We start from the raw sequence: 19,634 nt of genomic DNA on the forward strand, positions 1-19,634 counted from the left end.
CCTTCCTTATGCGATGGGCTCAGGCGTCGCCGAGGGCAACCTGCGCCGGGAATGCCGCGCGCCAGGCATCAAATCCGCCGTCAATGCTGTACGCCGCGCTGAATCCCTGGCCCAGCAGGAACTGCGCCGCGCCTTTGCTGCTGTTGCCGTGATAGCACATCACCAGCACCGGCAAAGCCTGATTGGCGTTGGCGATGAAATCCGCCAGGTTGTCATTGTTCAGATGTTGCGCGCCCGCCGCGTGGCCCATCATAAAGCTCTGCGGATCACGGATATCCACCAGCTGCGCACCTTGTGCCAGATGCTCTTGCGCCTGCAGGACATTAATACACTCGAAGGTTTCCATGGTGTCTCTCATTACTTCATCACAATTAGCGCCTAGTTTAACCTGAGAACGCGCCGCGATAACCTGACAAGTCCTGTGGTTATGTGATTTTTTTCCTGTCGGAATGTTAGCTATATCACGCAAAAATGTTTTTATTCAGTTAACCGCTGGCGTAGATGTTGGTTTCCGATTATTATTACGCTCGAAAACGAACATTTTAGAACTATTCCGAACATCGGAGGAGATGACGTGGAAACCAAAGACCTGATCGTGATCGGCGGCGGCATTAACGGAGCCGGCATTGCAGTGGACGCTGCAGGACGCGGACTGTCGGTGCTGATGCTGGAGGCGCGGGATTTGGCCTGTGCAACCTCCTCCAACAGCTCGAAATTGATTCACGGCGGCCTGCGCTACCTTGAACACTATGAATTCCGCCTGGTGGGCGAAGCGTTAGCAGAACGTGAAGTGCTGCTGAAAATGGCCCCGCACATCGCCTTCCCGATGCGCTTCCGTCTGCCGCACCGTCCGCATCTGCGTCCGGCGTGGATGATCCGTATGGGCCTGTTTATGTACGATCGCCTCGGCAAACGCACCACGCTGCCGGGTAGTAAGAGCCTGCGTTTTGGCGCGGATTCGGCCCTCAAGCCTGAGATCACGCGCGGATTCGAATATTCTGACTGCTGGGTTGATGATGCGCGAATGGTGGTACTCAATGCGCAGGAAGTGGAAAAACAGGGCGGCGAAGTACGCACCCGCACGCGCGTGACCCGCGCCTGGCGTGAAGCCGGTTTGTGGATGGTGGAAGCCGAAGATATCGACAGCGGTAAAACCTACACCTGGCGCGCCAAAGGTCTGGTCAATGCGGCCGGTCCGTGGGTAAAAGAGTTCTTCGACGATGGCCTGAAGCTGAAATCGCCGTACGGCATTCGTCTGATCAAAGGCAGCCACATCGTGGTACCGCGCGTCCATCGCGAAAAGCAGGCGTATATCCTGCAAAACGAAGATAACCGTATCGTGTTTGTGATTCCGTGGATGGATGAGTTCTCCATCATCGGCACCACCGACGTGGAGTACAAAGGCGATCCGAAAGACGTGAAGATCGATGACAACGAAATCAGCTACCTGTTGAACGTGTTCAATGGACACTTCAAACAGCAGCTGAGCAAAGATGACATCGTCTGGACTTACTCGGGCGTACGTCCGCTGTGCGATGACGAATCGGATTCGCCGCAGGCCATCACCCGTGATTACACGCTGGATGTGCATGACGACAATGGCCAGGCGCCGTTGCTGTCCGTGTTCGGCGGCAAGCTGACCACCTATCGTAAGCTGGCGGAACATGCGCTGGAGAAACTGACCAAATACTACCCGAATATCGGCCCGGCGTGGACCAAAAACGCGGTATTGCCGGGCGGGGATTTCTCCGGTTCACGCGAGGATTACACCGCCAGCCTGCGTCGTCGCTATCCGTTTATCAGCGAAGGTATGGCGCGTCACTTTGCGCGGACTTACGGCAGCCGCACCGAAGAGCTGCTGGCAGGCGCGAAGAGCATCGACGATCTGGGTGAAAACTTCGGTCACGAGTTCTACGAAGCCGAGCTGCGTTACCTGGTGAAAAACGAATGGGTACGCGAGCTGGATGATGCGATTTGGCGTCGTACCAAACAAGGCATGTGGCTGAACGAAGCCGAGCAGGCGCGCATTGCCGAGTGGCTGGCGGTCAACGCACAGAAACCGGCGTTGTCGTTAGCGTCATAATCTCAGCCAATTAAAAGGCCGCTATCCTGATGGGATAACGGCCTTTTTTTATGGAAAACAGCGCGATAAATCGCGCCGTTACGAATGCGTGCACATCCCGTAGCGGCGCAATGCATTGCGCGCATTTGCCCTTACAACCCCGCATTCTCGCGGATGTACTTACGCGCTTTTACCGCATATTCGAACGGATTGGCCAGCGCCGGATCCTGCTCCGCTTCCACCACCATCCAGCCTTTATAACCGTAATCATCGAGGATTTTGAACACCGGTTTAAAATCGATCACGCCATCGCCCGGCACGGTGAAAGTCCCCTTCTTCACGCCATCCAGGAACGACAGCGATTTCTCACGCACTTCGGCTACCACGCTGTCGCGCACGTCTTTCAGATGCACGTGGAAAATACGCGGCAGATATTTGGTCAGCACATCCAGCATCGCCTGCTGTGAACCTTCGGAATAGTAGATGTGGCCGGTATCGTACAGCAGGCCAACATTCTCATTGGTCGATTCCATAAAGCGATCGATCTCGGCTGGCGTCTGAATGCCGGTGCCCATGTGATGGTGCAGCGTGACGCGCATGCCTTTCTTCGCGGCGATCTCCGCCAACTCGTTGTAGCCTTCCGCGGTTAAGCGCCACTCTTCATCGCTGAAAATCGGCTTCTGCTCCAGCACCGCCAGCGTGGTGCCCTGAATACTTTTGCTCTGCTCGGAGCAACCAATCACGCGCGCGCCCATCGCATGCAGGAAATTCATGTGATTGGTAAATTCGTCGATGGTTTTCGCTTTGTCGCCGTTGGCGAAGAAGGTGCTGAACCAGGCGTTGCAGATCTGAATGCCACGGATATCGAGCATCGGCTTGAGAATCGCCGGATCGCGCGGATATTTGCTGCCCACTTCACTGCCGGTAAAACCCGCGAGCGCCATTTCACTCACGGTTTGCTGGAAGGTGTTTTCGCTGCCCAGCTCTGGCATGTCGTCGTTAGTCCAGCCGATTGGCGCGATCGCCAGTTTAACGTTGTCTTTGTTCATGGTGTTGTCCCTGATTCACAGAGGCGGCCGCTGAGCCGCCGAGGAGTATTTAGCGCACAGCTCAGTTATTTGGCGTAGAAATCCGGACGCGGCGGCATGGTTACCGGCTCAATCGCACCGCTATTCTGCGCTTTGTGGCAGGCATCGGCGGCCACGGAAGCAGCAAAACCATCCCAGGCAGAAGGTCCGGTCAGTTGACCGTCTTTCACGTCATTAATAAACGCTTGCAGCTCAACGTCATAAGCATCAATGAAACGGTCTTTCCAGTCGGTCAGCAGCGGCACGCCGAGACGCGCGTTTTTGCGCGTTTGGATCGCCGAAGGCTCCGGCAGCTTAGCGATGCCCTCTTCGCCCACCACTTCACACTGAATGTCGTAGCCGTACGCGCAGTTAACGAAGATCTCCACATCAATGCGGATACCTTTCTGCGTTTCGAACAGCACGATCTGCGGATCTTTCAAATTGGCATGAGACTTCGACGTGGTGCGCGGGAACACCACCTGCACGGTTTTGTAGTCGTCTTCGGTCAGCCAGCGCAGCACGTCCAGCTCGTGAATCAGGGTGTTGGTGATCGCCATGTCGGTGGTGTAATTCTCGCCGACGCTCTGGTTGCGGTGCGCGCAGTGCAGCATCAGCGGTTCGCCGATTTCACCGCCGGTGATCACTTTTTTCAGCGCGCGATAGCCGGCATCGTACGGGCGCATAAAGCCCACTTGCACCAGACGTTTACCGTGTTTGATCTCGGCATCCACAATGCGACGGCAACCTTCAGCGCTCAGCGCCAGCGGCTTTTCACAGAACACCGGTTTGCCGGCCGCGATTGCCGCCAGCGTAAACTCTTCGTGGGTCGGATCCCAGGACGTCACCAGAATGGCATCGACTTCCGGTGAGTTGATCACCTGATGACCATCCTGATACACCTCGGCTTCGATATTCAGACGTTGCAGCGCCGCGCGCGCCCCTTCTACGTTGATATCAGAAACCGCCACCACTTTCGCACCCTGCAAAACGTTATTGCAGCGACGAATGTGTTCCTGACCAATTGCACCGGTACCAATTACACCGAGTTTGAGCGTCATAATTACACCTGTAGAGTCGGATAAGTTAGGGTAAAACAAGGCCGGAGAGCTCCGGCCTAAAAGAGGTTTTAATACTTACGTGCTTGTTCGATATGCACGTTAAGGTTGTCGGCCACTTCTTGCGTGCGCGTTGACGTAGAGGTTTGCGCCACGCCGACGTGCCACCAGCTGAAGTATTTATGCACCATGGTTTTTGGCAGCACTTTGATGTCGAACAGCACGGAAACGGTCTGCTTCTGCGCATCGATCAGCGCGGCTTCCAGCTGTTCCAGCGTGGTGATGCGGTAGGTTTTGCAGCCGTAACCGCCGGCGATCGCCGCGAAGTCCACTGGCACAAAGCCGCCATCCAGCTTGCCGCCTTCCGGATTACGGAAGCGGAACTCGGTGGTGAAGCTGTCCATGCCGTGTTCCATCTGCAGGTTGTTGATACAACCGTTGGTCATGTTATCCAGCAGCACCACGTTGATTTTCGCCCCTTCCTGAATGGACGTGACCAGCTCGGAGTGCAGCATCATGAACGAACCGTCGCCAACCATGACGTAGACTTCACGCTGCGGCTGCGCCAGCTTCACACCCAGCGCGGCATTCACTTCATAACCCATACAGGAGTAGCCGTACTCAACGTGGTACGAGTTGTAATCTTTGGTGCGCCACACGCGCTGCAGGTCGCCCGGCAGACTGCCCGCTGCCGCGACGATCACCGCATCCTTTGGGAGCTGCTCGTTTAAGGTGCCCAGCACGCTGCTCTGCGTCAGCACCGATTTCGTCAGGCGCTCAAACTCGGCAAACAGCGCTTCGCGATCGGCATGGTCGGCGATTTCCGGAATGAAATCGTCGGTGTTATAGGTGGCGGCATAGACGCGCTGCGTCTCTTTCAACAGCTTGCTTTGCGACAGCTCAATCTGGCCGCCCCAATGGTTTTCGAAACCTTGCAGCCCGCTTTCCAGCGCGGTTAAACCTTCACGCGCATCCGCCAGCAGCTGCACTGCATCCAGCTTGTAGCTGTCGAAGTTGCTGACGTTGAGGTTCAGATAGCTGACGTCCGGATTCTGGAAAATCCATTTCGACGCGGTGGTGAAGTCGGTGTAACGCGTACCGATACCAATCACCAGATCGGCCTCTTTCGCCAGCAGGTTGGCCGCCAGGCAGCCGGTTTCGCCCACGCCGCCGACATTGAGCGGGTGATCGGAAACGATGGTGCCTTTACCGGCCTGGGTTTCGGCAAACGGAATGTTGAAGCGCTCGGCAAATTTCAGCAGCGCATCCCCGGCATCGGAATATTTCAGGCCACCGCCGACAATGATCAGCGGCTTGTGTTTACGCGCAATCAGCGCCAGCGCATCTTCTAATTGCGCGGCAGTTGGCAAGCGGCGATCCAGACGATGCACACGTTTCTGGAAAAAGTATTCCGGGAAGTCCCAGGCTTCGCCCTGCACGTCCTGCGGCAGCGCAATCGTCACCGCGCCGGTTTCTGCCGGATCGGTCAACACGCGCAAGGCGTTGATGCAGGCAGTCATCAGCTGTTCCGGGCGGCTGACGCGATCCCAGTATTTGCTCACCGCGCGGAACGCGTCGTTGGTGCTGATGCTGAGATCGTGGCTCTGTTCGATCTGCTGCAATACCGGATCCGGTTGGCGCGTAGCGAACACATCGCCCGGCAGCATCAGTAAAGGAATGCGGTTGGCGGTCGCGGTGGCAGCAGCGGTAATCATGTTGGCCGCGCCGGGACCGACCGATGAGGTACAGGCGATAATCTGACGACGCAGCGACTGCTTGGCAAAGCCAATGGCGGCGTGCGCCATGCCCTGCTCGTTACGGCCCTGATGCACCACCAGATCGCCGCTGTCCTGCTCCAGCGCCTGTCCCAATCCCAGCACGTTGCCGTGACCGAAAATGGCAAAAATGCCTTTCACAAATTTGGTTTCAACGCCGTCAACGTTCAGGTATTGGTTATCAAGAAATTTTACCAGCGCCTGTGCCGTGGTGAGTCTGATTGTGCCCATATGCTTCTTCCTTTACATGCTGGTACCTGCGGCGAGGTACATCGCGGTTCGGGTAAAAACTGCCGTTCACGGCGCCCGCGGATTAAGTGAAACGTGAGGCGATTATAAACAAATATTTTTTTCATTAAACACAATTACAGAAGAAACATTTCATTTTGCGATGGAGATCAAATTCAGCAATGAAACGTGGGCTGCGCAAGCCGCGAAAGGGGGAAAAGTGGAACAGTAACAGGTCATTTGCAGGTCATAACGAAATTTCATTTCACTTCAGTAGCTTCCTTGATTCGCCAGCAATTTCCTGAGACCTGGCTCACAAGCCTGACTATCACTGAAACTCCGAAAGATTCCAACGCTGCTTTGCGGCCTGGTCAGAGTTTTACCTGGCTCACAAAATCGTGATGGATGTTTCATTTCATATTGAATTTGGAATTTTTATTCCTCATACTGCGACCAAAGCCAATCAGGCACCTTGAGAACCCGGAAGCAAAGCGCTCGACGTTGGGCGGCAGCGCCCGCAGTGTCTGCTTATCACAGAAGGAAACAATAGGTATGAGTACACAACAGAAGCGGCTTGATGTGATTTGTATCGGACGCATCGCCGTCGACCTCTACGGTCAGCAAATTGGATCACGCCTGGAAGATATGACCAGCTTCAACAAATATCTCGGCGGGTCTTCCGGCAACGTGGCCTACGGTACGGCGATCCAGGGCCTGAAATCGGCGATGCTGGCGCGCGTAGGTGACGAGCATAACGGCCGCTTTTTGCGTGAAGAGCTGCAACGTGCGGGCTGCAATACCGATGGCCTGATTACCGATAAGCAGCGCCTGACCGGGCTGGTGATCCTTGGGATCAAAGATGAAGAGAGCTTCCCCCTGATCTTCTACCGCGACAACTGCGCCGATATGGGGCTGGTGCCGGAAGATATTAACGAAGATTTCATCACCTCTTCACGCGCGGTCGCCGTCACCGGCACGCACCTTTCGCATCCGCAAACCCGCGCCGCCGTACTGAAAGCGCTGGATATCGCCAAACGCAACGGCCTGCGCACCGCGCTGGATATCGATTATCGTCCGGTGCTGTGGGGATTGACCTCACTCGGCGACGGCGAAACGCGTTTCATTGAATCGGGCGAAGTGACGCAACAACTGCAGGAAGTGCTGCACTATTTCGATTTGGTGGTCGGAACGGAAGAAGAGTTCCATATCGCTGGTGGCAGCACCGATACGCTGACCGCGCTGAAAAATGTGCGTCAATCGAGCCAGGCCACATTAGTGTGCAAACGCGGTCCGCTGGGTTGCGTGGTGTTTGAGGGCGAGATCCCGGATAGTTGGGAACAGACCAAACTGCAGAGCGGCGTGCGCGTTGAAGTGCTGAACGTGCTGGGTGCGGGCGATGCCTTTATGTCTGGCCTGCTGCGCGGCTGGCTGAATGATGAAAGCTGGGAGCAAGCGTGCCGTTACGCGAACGCCTGTGGCGCGCTGGTGGTTTCGCGCCACGGCTGTGCACCGGCGATGCCGACCAAAGAAGAGCTGGACGATTTCCTTAGCCGCGATAAAGAGGTGAAACGTCCGGATCTTGATGTACGTCTTAATCACCTGCATCGCGTCACCACGCGTAAACAGCAGTGGCCAGAGCTGAATGTGTTCGCCTTCGACCATCGCAAACAGCTGGCTGATATGGCACGCGAAGCGGGCGTCAGCGAAGCGCGCATCCCAGAATTGAAACTGCTGCTGCTGCGTGCCGCAGAAGAAGCGGCCAATGAAGCCGGCCTGAATGAAAAGAGCGGCATCCTCGCGGATACCACTTACGGCCAGAAAGCGCTGAACGCGATTACCGGTAAAAACTGGTGGATTGGGCGTCCAATTGAGCTGCCAAGTTCACGTCCGCTGCGCCTTGAACACGGCAACATCGGCTCACAGCTGGTCGACTGGCCAGCCGAGCACGTGGTAAAATGTCTGGTGTTCTACCATCCGCACGACAGCGCGGAACTGCGTAAAGAGCAGGATGAGCTGGTGCTCGATGTGTGGAATGGCTGTAACAAGAGCGGGCACGAACTGCTGCTGGAGCTGATTCTGCCGGAGAGCAATCCGGACCGTAACGAATCCTACTATTACGACATGCTGAGCCACTTCTACAGCCTTGGCATTCAGCCAGACTGGTGGAAACTGCCGCCGCTGTCTGCCGAAAGCTGGCAGGCGATCAGTGGGTTGATCGAGCAGAACGACCCGCACTGCCGCGGCATTCTGCTGCTGGGCCTCGATGCCCCGGAAGAGACGCTGAAAGCCGGTTTCGCCGCCGCAGCGCAAGCGCCGTGGGTGAAAGGTTTCGCGGTAGGTCGCACCATCTTCGGCCAGCCGTCACGCCAGTGGCTGCAAGGCGAGCTGGATGATACAGCGCTGGTTGAGACCGTGAAAGGGAACTACCTGCGGTTGATCGGCTACTGGCGCGCTGTACGCGGTTAAGTGCGAAGTTAGCAGGGAAAAAGCGGCCAATTGGCCGCTTTTTTGATTGTGCTCGCTGGCCCTCATCCTAGCCTTCTCCCGCCAGCGGGAGAAGGGACCGATCCAGCAATTGTTGAGTATTGAACTCGATCTGCTAAGCCGCACAAGACGGTTCCCTCGCCCGCTTGCGGGAGAGGGTTAGGGTGAGGGGAAAACCTGCATATTCTGTGAGGCATTTCATAAACCGATGAAATAAGCGTCACGATGATGTCAAACAAATGAAATTTTCCATCCATCTGGTACTATAGCGCTCATTATCCAGCCATATTTTCTTTTCTAGCGGGCCGAAGTAATGACCAATAATCCAACGCAATTAACCTTGTTACAGGACGAGATCCGTCGTCGCTATGAGACGCTGAGCAAACGCCTGAAGCAGGTGGCTCGTTATATCCTTGATAACAGTAACAGCATCGCTTTCGATACCGTTGCTTCCATTGCACAACATGCCGATGTGCCGCCCTCGACGCTGATCCGCTTTGCCAACGCCTTTGGCTTCAGCGGCTTCAACGAAATGAAACAGGTTTTCCGTCAGCACCTGATGGAAGAGACCGTTAACTATACCGAGCGCGCACGTCTGTTCCGCCAGACCGCCACCGACGACAGCGCCACTTCACCCGAAAGCCCGGCCGAAATCCTCAACGTCTTCACCATGGTCAACAGCCAGGCGCTGCAACAGCTGGCGATGCAGGTCAATCCGGACCAGCTCAACCGCGCGGTGAAAATGCTCGATGAAGCCGAGAACATCTACATCATCGGCCTGCGTCGCTCATTCAGCGTGGCATCGTATCTGGTGTATGCGCTGCGCCATCTGGAGCGTCGTGCGTTCCTGATCGACGGCCTCGGTGGCATGTTCACCGAGCAGCTGAGCATGGTGAACCCGAAAGACGTGGTGATCGCCATCAGCTATTCGCCATACGCGCGTGAAGCGGTGGAGTTGGTTGAGTTGGGTGCCAAACGTGGCGCGCATCTGATTGCCATCACCGACAGTCAGGTCAGCCCGCTGGCCGCCTTCAGCGATGTGTGTTTTGTGGTGCGTGAAGCGCAAGTGGATGGCTTCCGTTCGCAGGTCGCTTCGCTGTGTCTGGCACAGACGCTCGCCGTGTCGCTGGCGCTGAACAACAACGTGGCCAGAGAATAATCTCTTCGCAGAGTCGACCAGCTAACAAAAAAGGGCAGCTACCTGGCTGCCCTTCTTACATTGATGTGCAATCTACGAACGCGGATACTGGTCGCTGTTCACCCAGGCGTGATCCTTCTCCCAGGTAAATTTCCACAGACGTTTTGGACCCGCCATCACGTTGAGATAGTAGTTATCGTACCCGGCAATGGTTGCCACCGGATGATAGCCACGCGGCACTGTCACCACATCGCGGTTATACGGCGCCATGCACTCGTCGAGTGAACGGTCGTCGGTATAAACGCGCTGCATGGCGAAACCTGGCTCAGGATCGAAACGGTGATAGTAGGTCTCTTCCAGATAGGTTTCGTCCGGGCTGTTTTTCTGGTCGTGCTTGTGGCTGGGGTACGAACTGGTCGCGCCTTCATCGGTGTAGACTTCCACCACCAGCAGGCTGTCTGCCTCTTTATTGTCCGGCAGAATGTTGTGCACCAGACGCTGATTACGCCCTTTACCACGCTGCTCAACGCCAACATCTTCCGGCGCAATCAGTCGCGCCGGCAGGTTGCCGCTGCTCGGTGCATTACACACCGCCAGCTCCAGATCGCTATCCGCATACACTTCCACTTCGTCGTTATGCGGCACATACACCGAATAAGGTGGAATGCGTTCAAACGGCGACAGACGCTTGCCGAGATTTGGGAACTCCGCATGGCGGGTTTTCACCGACGCAAAGCCCGCCACCAGCACCAGACACAACTCTTTGTCGCCGCTGCTCAGCTTCAGGCTCTGCCCTTTTTTCAGCAGATAAGCGTCGAAGCCGACATATTCCCAGCCCGCGCTTTCCGGCGTGACGTGCTGGATGCGGCCGTTACTGTCGGGTTTTTGCGCTTTCGAAATCAGAGACATCCTGTTCCTCCTTGTTGAGCGAAATTAGCCCAGCGTCGGCATGCTGAACTCAGATACGGTCTGCTGGCCGCTCGGCCAACGCACGGTGGCGGTTTTCATGCGGGTGTAGAAACGCACGCCGTCTGGACCGTGCACGTTCAGCGCACCAAATACCGAACGCTTCCAGCCGCCGAAGCTGTGGAACGCCATCGGAACCGGAACCGGCACGTTAACGCCAACCATGCCAGCTTCGACGTTCTGCACGAACTCACGCGCGGTGTGGCCGTTGCTGGTGAAGATGGCGCTACCGTTACCGAATTCGTGGCTGTTAACCAGCTGCAGTGCGCTGTCGTAATCGCTGGAACGCATGATGCTCAGCACCGGCCCGAAGATCTCTTCGCGCCAGATAGTCATATCCGACGTCACATTGTCGAACAGCGTGCCGCCAACGTAGTAACCTTCTGCATGGCCAGCAACCTGTATGCCGCGGCCATCAACCACCAGCTTCGCGCCTTCCTGCTCACCTTTGTCGATGTAGCCCAGCACTTTCTTCTGGTGCGCAGCAGAAACCACCGGCCCCATTTCATTCTCTTCGGCACCTTTCTGGATGCCAGGACCGACGCGCAGCGCTTTGATCAGCGGCGTCAGACGCGCAATCAGTTTGTCTGCGGTGTCGTCACCCACGGCAACCACAACCGGCAGCGCCATGCAGCGTTCACCCGCTGAACCAAACGCGCCGCCCATAATGGCGTTCACGGTGGCATCGAGATCGGCATCGGGCATCACGATGGCGTGGTTTTTCGCCGCACCAAACGCCTGCACGCGTTTACCGTGGGCGCTGGCAGTTTTATAGATGTGCTCCGCTACGCCGGAAGAACCCACGAAGCTGACCGCGGCGATGCGCGGATCTTTGTACAGCTGCTCGGCATCTTCGTTAGACGAATGCACCACGTTGAATACGCCATCCGGCAGGCCCGCTTCTTTCAGCAGTTCGGCCATGCGCACAGATGCGGAAGGATCCAGCGCCGGTGGCTTGAGGATAAAGGTGTTGCCGCACGCCAGCGCGATGGGGAACATCCACAGTGGCACCATCGCCGGGAAGTTAAATGGGGTGATACCGGCGACAACACCGACCGGCTGCATCAGCGAATAGCTGTCAACGCCGGTGCCCACACTCGGTGAGTTCTCACCTTTAATCAGATGTGGAATACCGCAGGCATACTCGATCACTTCGATACCGCGCGTCAGTTCACCCAGCGCATCGGACCACACTTTACCGTGCTCAGACACGATCAGTGCCGCCAGCTCTTCGCGGTGTTTTTCCATCAGCGCTTTAAAATTGAACATCACACGGGCACGACGCAACGGCGCGGTTTTCGACCATTCCGGGAAGGCGGCATGCGCGACTTCAATCGCCTTTTCCACTTCAGCGGCGGTGCTCTGCGTCAGTTCACGCACGACTTTGCCGGTCGCCGGATCGTACACGGGAATGGTTTCATTGCTGGCGCTGTGGGTAATTTTGCCGCCGATAAAGTTTCCTACGATAGTCATGTCGTTGCCTCTTAGATGTGAAGTTCCCTGCAGATAGCCCGTTCGAACCGCGACGCTGCGTGTGCAGGCAATACTTAAAGCGTGCTATGAAGCTATCGTAATGAAATGAATTTTTCAAATACTTCTTTTTAGAAAATTTCCTTTTAGCGGCATGGATCGCATTTTTTCCGCCTGCGCTGACAGCCGGGTGTCAATCAGCCCGTAGCGCTGCACTGCTGGTGCTAAAGGCTCACCAAACCGCTCTGCCGCTAAGCCGTTGCCCGCACCGAATTTATGTCTGAAATCCAGCTTCCCCATGCAACGCGAAACGAAATATGAAATTTTTGCGAGGCAGATCCAATATCTGATATTTCATAATTCAATAACAATGAAATAAATGTTCTCTTTGCAGCACCTAATCCGTATCCGTTTACAGGAGCCGCACATGGCCATCGATCCGACCCGTTTCTGTATTAACCGTAAAATTGCGCCCAGGCTAACGCTGGAAGCCTTCTTTCAGCTGGTGCAACGCCTGGGATTGAGCAAGGTTGAACTGCGTAATGACATGCAGAGCGGCAAGGTAACCGATGATCTCAGCGCGGCGCAGCTGCGCGCGCTAGCGGATAAGTACCATATTGAAATCGTGACGATTAACGCGCTCTATCCGTTTAACCGTGCCGATGAGTCGCTGCTGGCTAAAGCCGACGCGCTGCTACAGGAAGCTCAGGCCATCGGCGCAAAAGCGCTGGTGATGTGTCCGCTCAATGAAGGAGTTGAGATTTCGCCCCAGCAGACGCTGGAAGCGCTGCAGGTACTGGCGCCGCGCTTTGAAAAGTATGGCATTCAGGGGCTGGTTGAACCGCTGGGCTTCCCGGTCAGCTCGCTGCGCTCGGCGGTGCAGACGCAGCAACTGATTCAGCAAGCAAAAGTCCCGTTTAAGGTGCTGCTCGATACCTTCCATCATCACCTGTATGAGAACGCCGAAAACGAGTTCCCGCAGGAGATTGATATCAACCATATTGGTCTGGTGCATTTATCCGGCGTGGAAGATACCCGCCCAACGGCGCAACTGACCGATGAACAACGCATCATGCTCAGCGACCGCGATGTGCTGAACAGCGTGGCGCAGGTGAAACGTCTGGAGATGTTGGGCTATAAAGGCGTGTATGCCTTTGAACCGTTTTCATCCGAGCTGGAGACGTGGAAGCCAGCAGACATTGAGCGCCAAATTCGCTACAGCATTGAGTTGCTGCAAGCCTGAAAACGAACCCTTATCTGTGTCTAATGACACATTTTGTTAGTGTTGGCCTCGGTCGGAGGCCTTTTTTTCATACCCGTCATATTTTAAGCCATAGCTGCGTTGGCTGCCCGTGCTCACCCCAGTCACTTACGGGCGTAAGCTCCTGGGGATTCTCACGCTTGCCGCCTTGCTCTGACTTAAACTATTTAGGGTATGCCTGAGTTCAATAGCAAAATTATGCGTTCTCTTTAACCTCCCCCATCGGCTCTTCCGGCATCTGCTTAATCATGCGCAGCGTGCAGAACAGCGCTAAACACACCAGCAGTGCGGTGAGGAAATAGACCAGCGACACGCCGGCATAACTCATGATGAAACCGGCGATCGGGCCGGTGATGCCCAGCGATAAATCCATAAACGCGGTATAAGTCGCGAGCGCGCTGCCCTGATTCTGCTGCGGCACCACTTTTACCGCCACCACGCCAATCGCCGGGAATACCAGCGAGAAACCCGCGCCGGTGAGGAACGCGCCCATCTTCGCCATCCACGGGTCGAATGAACCGGCCACCAGAAACAGGCCCATCGCTTCTACCGCAAAGCAGATACTCGCCACGCGCAAACCACCAAGCTTGTTGATGGCATTCGGAAACAGCAGACGCGTGCCGACGAACGCGGCGCTGAACATGGTCAACGCGAAGGCGGCACCATCCCAACCTTTATCCTGATAAAACAGCGTGATAAAGGTGGCGATCACGCCAAACCCGGCGGAACCCATCGCCAGAATCAGGCCGAAACCATACACCTTGCTCAGCACGTCACGGAACGGCAGCGGCTTGGCTTTGCTGCCTCTCACTGATGCGCGCGGCAGCGCCAGCGCAATTGCCAGCACACAAATGGCAATGATGATGCTGGAAAGCAGCAGCAAGCCGCCGCTGCGGAAAATCACCACGCCGAGCGGCGCACCAATCGCCATCGCGCCATAGGTGACAATGCCGTTCCACGAAATCACCCGGCCAATATGCAGCGAACCGACGCGCGCCACGCCCCACAGCGACGTACCGGTGCCGGAAAAACTCTGTCCGATGCCGAGAATCACGCGCCCCAGACACAGCAGCACCAGGCTCAGCACGCCCTGCCCATCGCTGAGCGCCGACAGCAAAATACAGATGCCGCTCAGCAAGCATCCCACCAGCCCCAGCACCACCACTTTTTTCGGCCCCCACATATCGGCATAGCGTCCCGCGTGTGGGCGACTGAGCAGCGTGGCGATGTATTGCAGGCTGATCACCAATCCGGCCCAGAAGGCGTTGTAACCCAGTCCGTCATGGACAAAACCGGGCAGCACCGCCAGCGGCAAGCCGATGGTGAGATAGCTGGCAAAGTTGAACTTCACGATGGAAAGGATCAGTAAATTGAGGCGAAAACGACCGTGTTCAGGTGCGGCGGCAGGCGAGTCAGGCATGAGTGATTGCGCTCGTGGGTGACGGAATTTTTATAACAAGAGGATAACTATACGCCATTTGGTTTTATCCGCATCAGTGAAATGCCCAGTTTTATGGTCATCATTTCGTCATATCGCGCTCGTAGACTCGCCCCCAATCAAATCCCAAAGAGGATAACAATCTGATGACGCCCCTGATTTCTCAGGCGCGCGTGCGTAACGCTCACGCCTTCGCGGGAGGTGGCCGATGACGCATGCCGCGCTGCCTATTGAACTGAAAAATCTCAGATGGTCGGTGGATAACCTGACTATTCTGCACGATCTCTCCCTGACCATTCCCGCAGGCGAAATTCTGGCGCTGCTCGGCCCGAGCGGCTGTGGCAAAAGCACGCTGCTGAAACTGCTGGCGGGTTTGTTGCAGCCCACCGCCGGCGAACTGTGGATCGGCCAACGCTGCGTGGCATCGCCGCACCACTGCGATGCGCCGGAAAAACGTAACCTTGGCATGGTGTTTCAGGATTACGCGCTGTGGCCGCACATGTCGGTGGCGCAAAACGTCGCCTTTCCGCTGCGCATGCGTGGCATGAAAAAAGCCGCCGCGCGGCAACAGGCCGATGCCGCACTGGCGCAGGTGGGCCTTGCGGATTTTGGCGATCGCAAACCGGCGCTGCTTTCAGGCGGCCAGCAGCAGCGCGTGGCGCTGGCGCGCGCGCTAGTGGCGAAACCGGCCATTCTGCTGTTCGACGAACCGCTCTCCAACCTCGACCGAGACCTGCGTGAAACTCTGGTTCACACCATGGCGGATTTGCTGCGCACGGCGCGCATCACCGCTGTTTACGTTACGCACGATCGCGACGAAGCCAACACGCTGGCCGACCGCATCATTCACCTGGCGCAGGGCCAGATTGTTTCCGTTACTCACCTCTCAGGGGACTGCAATGCCATCTCTCAAGTCAGTTAAAACAGGAGCCATCAGCGCGATGATGTTGACTTCCGCCATCATGATCAACGACGCCCAGGCGCTGACGGTATACACCGCCGGTCCGGGTTCGCTGTCGAAAAGCCTTGCCGCCGGATTTGAAAAACAGACCGGCATCAAAGTGAATATTTTCCAGGCCACCACCGGCAAAGTGATGGCGCGTCTGGAAGCGGAACAGGCCAATCCACAGGCCGACGTGCTGATCTCGGCTTCGTGGGATACCGCCGAAGATCTGCAACAGCGCGGCTGGCTGCTGCCGTTCAACAGCGCCAACGCGGCGAAGGTGCCGAATCAGTTCAAAACCGCCAACTATGTCGCGCAGGGCATTTCCGCGCTCGGCATCGTGTGGAATACGCAAAGCAACACGCCAGAGCCGAAAACCTGGCAGGATCTCACCGCGCCCGCCTTCAAAGATAACGTCACCACGCCGGATCCGGCGCTGTCTGGCGCGTCACTCGATCTGCTGATTGGCCTGCAAAACAGCGAAGGCGAAAAAGCCTGGCAGCTGTTTGACCAGCTGAAAGCCAACGGCATGGTGATGAGCGGCCCCAACGCGCAGGCGGTGACGCCGGTGCTGCAAGGCGCGAAAGCGGCGGTGTTTGGCGCAGTCGATTACGTTACCTATAACAACATCGCGCAGGGCGAGAGCGTGAAGGTGATCTTTCCGGAAAACGGTACCGTGGTCGCACCGCGTCCGATGATGATCCTGAAAAGCAGCCAGCACCCAGACGATGCGAAGAAGTTCGTTGATTACGTGCTGTCAGATGAAGGTCAGGAGCAAGTGGCGAAAGCCTGGCTGATGCCGGCGCGTACCGATATCAAAGCGCAACGTCCGCTTTTTACTGAGATCAAGTTATTGCCGACTAATCAGGATGGCAGCAGCGAACGTTCGGCGGTGCTAAAGCGCTTTGGCGCCCTGTTCGGACAATAAGCGATGTCGCGTGCCCTGAATGGCGTGATTCTGCTGGCGTTATTGCTGCTAGTGGCGCTGCCGCTGCTGTTTATCGTGCTGCAAGCGTTGTTTCCCTACTTAGGTGAAGGCAGTTGGCGCGGCGCTTTTAGTGCTTTTCCGGCGCTGCTGGACGATCCGCAACTGGCAGCGATGTGGCTGGGCACGCTGAAAATCGGCGGCGGCGTGGCGCTGTGCAGTTTGCTGCTGGGCTTGCCGCTCGGCGCACTGCGCGGCCTGTTCCGCTTGCCGGGCGCGGCGCTGTGGGATCTGCTGTTTCTGATCCCCTTTCTGACGCCGCCCTATATTGTGGCGCTGTCATGGACGCTGGCGCTGCAACGCAACGGTTATATCGAACAACTCACCGGCATCAACTTCGACAGCCTGCTGTTTAGCAGCAGCGGCATGATTGGCGTGATGACGCTGAACATCTTCCCGGTGGTCTATTTCGCGGTGTCGCGTTCGCTGCTGGCCAGCGGGCAACGTCTCGCCTGGGTGGCGCGCGTGCATGGCGCATCGGCGTGGCGCGGCTTCTGGCACATCACCTTGCCGCTCACCTTACCGGCATTGGCGGGCGGCGTGCTGTTGGCGTTTACGCTGGCGATTGAGGAGTACGGCGTGCCTGCGGCGCTCGGTGCGCAGGCGAAGTTGACGCTGATGACCGTCGGTATTGAAACCAAACTCGCCGACTGGCCGATTGATCTGCCTGGCGCGGCGTCGCTGTCACTGATACTGAGCCTGATGGCGCTCACGGCGTGGCTGCTACAGCGCAAACTGACCGGCAGCAGCGATGTGACGGCGGTTGGTGGCAAACCGGTGAGTCAGGAACTGGCGCATGCGGGACGCTTACAAATCTTAATGCTGCTGCCGTTTGCTGTCACCGTGCTGCTGGCGGTGGTGCTGCCGCTCGGCGCGATGACCCTGAGCGGCTTGCTGAATACGCTCTCCGGCGGATTACATCTGAGTAATCTGACGCTACGCCACTTCGGCGCGCTGTTCAGCCAGCAAGGCGATGCGCTGGCGGCCTTCTCCACCAGCATTGGCCTGGCGCTCGGCGCGGCGCTGCTGACCGGCGCGCTGGGTTTTCTGATCGCCTGGCGCGTATCAGAAGGGAAAACCCGTTTGCTGGCGATGATGGATGGCCTGGCGCTGCTGCCTGCGGCGATGCCCGGCGTGGTGGTGGGCGTGGGGTTGATTCTGCTGTGGAACCGCGGTTTCTGGCCGGTTTCGCCCTACAACACGATGTTTATTCTGCTGCTGTCGTACAGCTGTTTGCTGCTGCCGTGGCCGGTGCGTTATGTCAGTAGCGCGCTGCGCCAGCTTGCACCCACGCTGCAACCGGCGGCGCGCGTGCACGGCGCATCACGTGTGCAGGCGCTGCGTCTGATTGTGCTGCCGCTAGTCGCGCCCAGCTTGCTGGCGGCGATGATGATGGTGTTTGCCGTAGCGTCGCGCGAGCTGGTGACATCGCTGCTGCTGGCTCCGGCAGGCACGCAAACCGTGGCGATCTTTATCTGGCGTCAGTTCGAACAGGGCTCGGTGGGACAAGGTATGGCGATGGCCACGCTGACGCTTTGCGCCAGTTTGAGTTTGATGTTGGCGGCCACGGTGCTGATGCGGCGTCATGCCCGGTGATGATAATAATGGCGCCCCTACGGCACGGCGATCCGGATTTCTCTTTATCTTAAAAAACAGATGGTTAATTTCCATCAACTACACTCTCCTGAGAAATTTTGTCTCAGGAGAGAGAATGAATAACCTGCTTCAGGAAAAAATTGGCCAGAACATCCTGGTAAAACTGGCGATGCTGGTGATTATTCTGGCGGGCATTCGCGCCGCCTCGGACATTCTGGTGCCCTTCTTACTCGCCAGCTTTTTAGCTATTGTGCTCAATCCGCTGGTTACGATGCTGATGCGACGCGGCGTCAAGCGCGGCCTGGCGATTACGCTGGTGATCACCGTGATTTTTATCGTCGTGCTGTTACTCATTGCTGTACTCGCCAGCTCGGCCAGTGACTTCAGCGATACCTATCCGCAAATCCGCGCCATGCTGGAGCAGAAACTGGCGGTGGTGCAACATTTTGCCGCGCGTTTTCATATCAACATCTCTACCGAAGCGCTGGCTGCGCGCCTCGATCCCAACGTGGTGATGGACATGGCAACATCGGTGCTAAAACAGCTGTCCGGCGCGATGACCAACGTCCTGCTGCTGATCCTCACCGTGGTGTTTATGCTGTTTGAAGTGCGTCATCTGCCGTACAAGATGCGCAATGCGATGGTTAATCCACAAATCCGCATCGCCGGTCTGCACCGTGCGCTGAAAGGTGTGACGCACTATCTGGCACTGAAAACCCTGGTGAGTTTGATTACCGGCGTGGCCGTTTGGCTGTCGCTGCTGCTCCTCGGCGTGAAGTTCGCGCTGTTCTGGGGCGTGGTGGCGTTCATCCTTAATTTCATCCCCAACATTGGCCCGATCATCGCCGGTATTCCGCCATTTATTCAGGCGCTGGTGTTAAATGATATTTATGACGCCATGCTGGTGGCGGCGCTGTTCAGCGCGATTCATATGGTGTTCGGCAACATGCTGGAGCCAAGATTGATGGGGCGCGGGCTGGGACTCTCGACGCTGGTGGTGTTTCTGTCGTTGATTTTCTGGGGCTGGCTGCTGGGTCCGGTCGGCATGTTGCTGTCGGTGCCGCTCACCAGCGTGACCAAGATTTTGATGGAAACCACGCCGGGCGGAAGCCGATTGGCGATTATGTTGGGTAATGGACGGCCGGGTAAACGGGCGCGTTAAG

At 56.8% G+C, this 19,634-nt stretch carries 15 protein-coding genes; 8 read left to right on the forward strand and 7 right to left on the reverse strand.

What is annotated here, in order from left to right:
• Positions 1–19: 19 nt before the first annotated feature.
• The gene (gene glpE / locus AAF463_RS18120) at positions 20–346 is read right to left on the reverse strand and encodes a thiosulfate sulfurtransferase GlpE (RefSeq protein ID WP_101762689.1); all 327 of its coding nucleotides are present in this window, start codon (positions 344–346) and stop codon (positions 20–22) included.
• A gap of 228 nt (positions 347–574) precedes the next feature.
• Between glpE and glpD the strand changes: the two genes are divergently transcribed.
• A complete protein-coding gene (gene glpD / locus AAF463_RS18125) occupies positions 575–2,083 on the forward strand; it encodes a glycerol-3-phosphate dehydrogenase (protein ID WP_110867634.1) in 1,509 nt (502 codons plus the stop codon).
• A gap of 131 nt (positions 2,084–2,214) precedes the next feature.
• On the opposite strand, the gene iolE is transcribed toward glpD, so the two are convergent.
• The 3 genes from iolE to iolD form a co-directional block, all read right to left on the reverse strand.
• Positions 2,215–3,111, reverse strand: a complete 897-nt coding sequence (iolE, locus tag AAF463_RS18130; RefSeq protein ID WP_137386669.1) for a myo-inosose-2 dehydratase — start codon at positions 3,109–3,111, stop codon at positions 2,215–2,217.
• A 65-nt stretch (positions 3,112–3,176) separates the two neighbouring features.
• Positions 3,177–4,190 (reverse strand): Gfo/Idh/MocA family oxidoreductase, encoded by a 1,014-nt coding sequence (locus AAF463_RS18135; RefSeq protein ID WP_350261230.1) that lies wholly within the window; start codon positions 4,188–4,190, stop codon positions 3,177–3,179.
• 68 nt (positions 4,191–4,258) lie between these two features.
• Positions 4,259–6,193 carry a 3D-(3,5/4)-trihydroxycyclohexane-1,2-dione acylhydrolase (decyclizing) gene (iolD, locus tag AAF463_RS18140; protein WP_350261231.1) on the reverse strand — a complete coding sequence of 645 codons (1,935 nt, stop codon included), beginning with the start codon at positions 6,191–6,193 and terminating at the stop codon, positions 4,259–4,261.
• A gap of 549 nt (positions 6,194–6,742) precedes the next feature.
• Here iolD and iolC point away from each other — a divergent pair.
• Both iolC and AAF463_RS18150 read left to right on the forward strand, forming a co-directional pair.
• Positions 6,743–8,656 (forward strand): 5-dehydro-2-deoxygluconokinase, encoded by a 1,914-nt coding sequence (iolC, locus tag AAF463_RS18145; RefSeq protein WP_101762693.1) that lies wholly within the window; start codon positions 6,743–6,745, stop codon positions 8,654–8,656.
• Positions 8,657–8,987: 331 nt separating this feature from the next.
• Complete coding sequence (locus tag AAF463_RS18150) at positions 8,988–9,833, forward strand: MurR/RpiR family transcriptional regulator (RefSeq protein ID WP_350261232.1); 846 nt, start codon at positions 8,988–8,990, stop codon at positions 9,831–9,833.
• A gap of 72 nt (positions 9,834–9,905) precedes the next feature.
• Here the strand turns inward: AAF463_RS18150 and iolB are convergent, their stop codons facing one another.
• Positions 9,906–10,721 (reverse strand): 5-deoxy-glucuronate isomerase, encoded by an 816-nt coding sequence (gene iolB / locus AAF463_RS18155; RefSeq protein WP_222235071.1) that lies wholly within the window; start codon positions 10,719–10,721, stop codon positions 9,906–9,908.
• A gap of 24 nt (positions 10,722–10,745) precedes the next feature.
• On the reverse strand, positions 10,746–12,251 hold the full coding sequence (locus tag AAF463_RS18160; protein ID WP_008107947.1) for a CoA-acylating methylmalonate-semialdehyde dehydrogenase: 1,506 nt from the start codon (positions 12,249–12,251) through the stop codon (positions 10,746–10,748).
• A 424-nt stretch (positions 12,252–12,675) separates the two neighbouring features.
• Between AAF463_RS18160 and AAF463_RS18165 the strand changes: the two genes are divergently transcribed.
• Complete coding sequence (locus AAF463_RS18165) at positions 12,676–13,491, forward strand: TIM barrel protein (protein WP_137386675.1); 816 nt, start codon at positions 12,676–12,678, stop codon at positions 13,489–13,491.
• Positions 13,492–13,705: 214 nt separating this feature from the next.
• Here the strand turns inward: AAF463_RS18165 and AAF463_RS18170 are convergent, their stop codons facing one another.
• Positions 13,706–14,929, reverse strand: a complete 1,224-nt coding sequence (locus AAF463_RS18170) for an MFS transporter (protein ID WP_192236961.1) — start codon at positions 14,927–14,929, stop codon at positions 13,706–13,708.
• A gap of 226 nt (positions 14,930–15,155) precedes the next feature.
• On the opposite strand from AAF463_RS18170, the gene AAF463_RS18175 reads away from it, so the two are divergent.
• The 4 genes from AAF463_RS18175 (at position 15,156) to AAF463_RS18190 (ending at position 19,633) form a co-directional block, all read left to right on the forward strand.
• Positions 15,156–15,869 carry an ABC transporter ATP-binding protein gene (locus AAF463_RS18175; RefSeq protein ID WP_350261233.1) on the forward strand — a complete coding sequence of 238 codons (714 nt, stop codon included), beginning with the start codon at positions 15,156–15,158 and terminating at the stop codon, positions 15,867–15,869.
• Positions 15,847–16,818: an ABC transporter substrate-binding protein gene (locus AAF463_RS18180; protein ID WP_222235067.1), complete on the forward strand. Its 972-nt coding sequence runs from the start codon at positions 15,847–15,849 to the stop codon at positions 16,816–16,818. Before AAF463_RS18175 ends, AAF463_RS18180 begins: the two co-directional genes overlap by 23 nt.
• 3 nt (positions 16,819–16,821) lie before the next feature.
• Positions 16,822–18,471 (forward strand): ABC transporter permease subunit, encoded by a 1,650-nt coding sequence (locus tag AAF463_RS18185; RefSeq protein ID WP_350261234.1) that lies wholly within the window; start codon positions 16,822–16,824, stop codon positions 18,469–18,471.
• A 115-nt stretch (positions 18,472–18,586) separates the two neighbouring features.
• Entirely contained in the window at positions 18,587–19,633 is a 1,047-nt protein-coding gene (locus AAF463_RS18190; RefSeq protein WP_101762704.1) for an AI-2E family transporter, read from the forward strand.
• Position 19,634: the final 1 nt, after the last annotated feature.

It is taken from the genome of Pantoea sp. BJ2 (assembly GCF_040255075.1).
GTDB lineage: Bacteria > Pseudomonadota > Gammaproteobacteria > Enterobacterales > Enterobacteriaceae > Pantoea > Pantoea leporis.

Bases quoted from the DNA above. Each gene is read 5' to 3' on its own strand.
- glpE (WP_101762689.1), bottom strand. From the start codon at position 346: ATGGAAACCTTCGAGTGTATTAATGTCCTGCAGGCGCAAGAGCATCTG.
- iolE (WP_137386669.1), bottom strand. From the start codon at position 3,111: ATGAACAAAGACAACGTTAAACTGGCGATCGCGCCAATCGGCTGGACT.
- AAF463_RS18135 (WP_350261230.1), bottom strand. From the start codon at position 4,190: ATGACGCTCAAACTCGGTGTAATTGGTACCGGTGCAATTGGTCAGGAA.
- iolD (WP_350261231.1), bottom strand. From the start codon at position 6,193: ATGGGCACAATCAGACTCACCACGGCACAGGCGCTGGTAAAATTTCTT.
- iolC (WP_101762693.1), top strand. From the start codon at position 6,743: ATGAGTACACAACAGAAGCGGCTTGATGTGATTTGTATCGGACGCATC.
- AAF463_RS18150 (WP_350261232.1), top strand. From the start codon at position 8,988: ATGACCAATAATCCAACGCAATTAACCTTGTTACAGGACGAGATCCGT.
- iolB (WP_222235071.1), bottom strand. From the start codon at position 10,721: ATGTCTCTGATTTCGAAAGCGCAAAAACCCGACAGTAACGGCCGCATC.
- AAF463_RS18160 (WP_008107947.1), bottom strand. From the start codon at position 12,251: ATGACTATCGTAGGAAACTTTATCGGCGGCAAAATTACCCACAGCGCC.
- AAF463_RS18165 (WP_137386675.1), top strand. From the start codon at position 12,676: ATGGCCATCGATCCGACCCGTTTCTGTATTAACCGTAAAATTGCGCCC.
- AAF463_RS18170 (WP_192236961.1), bottom strand. From the start codon at position 14,929: ATGCCTGACTCGCCTGCCGCCGCACCTGAACACGGTCGTTTTCGCCTC.
- AAF463_RS18175 (WP_350261233.1), top strand. From the start codon at position 15,156: ATGACGCATGCCGCGCTGCCTATTGAACTGAAAAATCTCAGATGGTCG.
- AAF463_RS18180 (WP_222235067.1), top strand. From the start codon at position 15,847: ATGCCATCTCTCAAGTCAGTTAAAACAGGAGCCATCAGCGCGATGATG.
- AAF463_RS18185 (WP_350261234.1), top strand. From the start codon at position 16,822: ATGTCGCGTGCCCTGAATGGCGTGATTCTGCTGGCGTTATTGCTGCTA.
- AAF463_RS18190 (WP_101762704.1), top strand. From the start codon at position 18,587: ATGAATAACCTGCTTCAGGAAAAAATTGGCCAGAACATCCTGGTAAAA.